This is a genomic window from Priestia sp. SIMBA_032, assembly GCF_046535215.1.
Lineage (GTDB): Bacteria > Bacillota > Bacilli > Bacillales > Bacillaceae_H > Priestia > Priestia aryabhattai.
Genome location: NZ_JAWRXD010001463.1, coordinates 1 through 240, shown reverse-complemented (window position 1 = coordinate 240; position 240 = coordinate 1). Strand labels below are relative to the sequence as shown.

At 60.0% G+C, this 240-nt stretch carries 1 pseudogene; it reads left to right on the top strand.

Features of this window, described 5'->3' with window-relative positions:
- Positions 1-240, top strand: a pseudogene (locus SB717_RS39160) (cyclohexanone monooxygenase); the annotation flags it as partial.

Sequence of the window (240 nt, the reverse complement as noted above, 5' to 3'; positions counted from 1 at the left end):
GAATTTGGCGGCAAATCGTATCATACCGGCGCCTGGCCTCACGAGGGTGTGGACTTCCGTGGTAAGCGGGTTGGCGTCATCGGAACCGGTTCGTCGGGCATCCAATCGATCCCGGAGATCGCCCGTGAGGCCGATCATCTCTACGTTTTCCAGCGCAGTGCGAACTACACGATTCCGGCGGGCAACCGGCCGCTGAGCGAGGAACTGAAGCGGGATATCAAGGAAAATTACGCCGAGCGC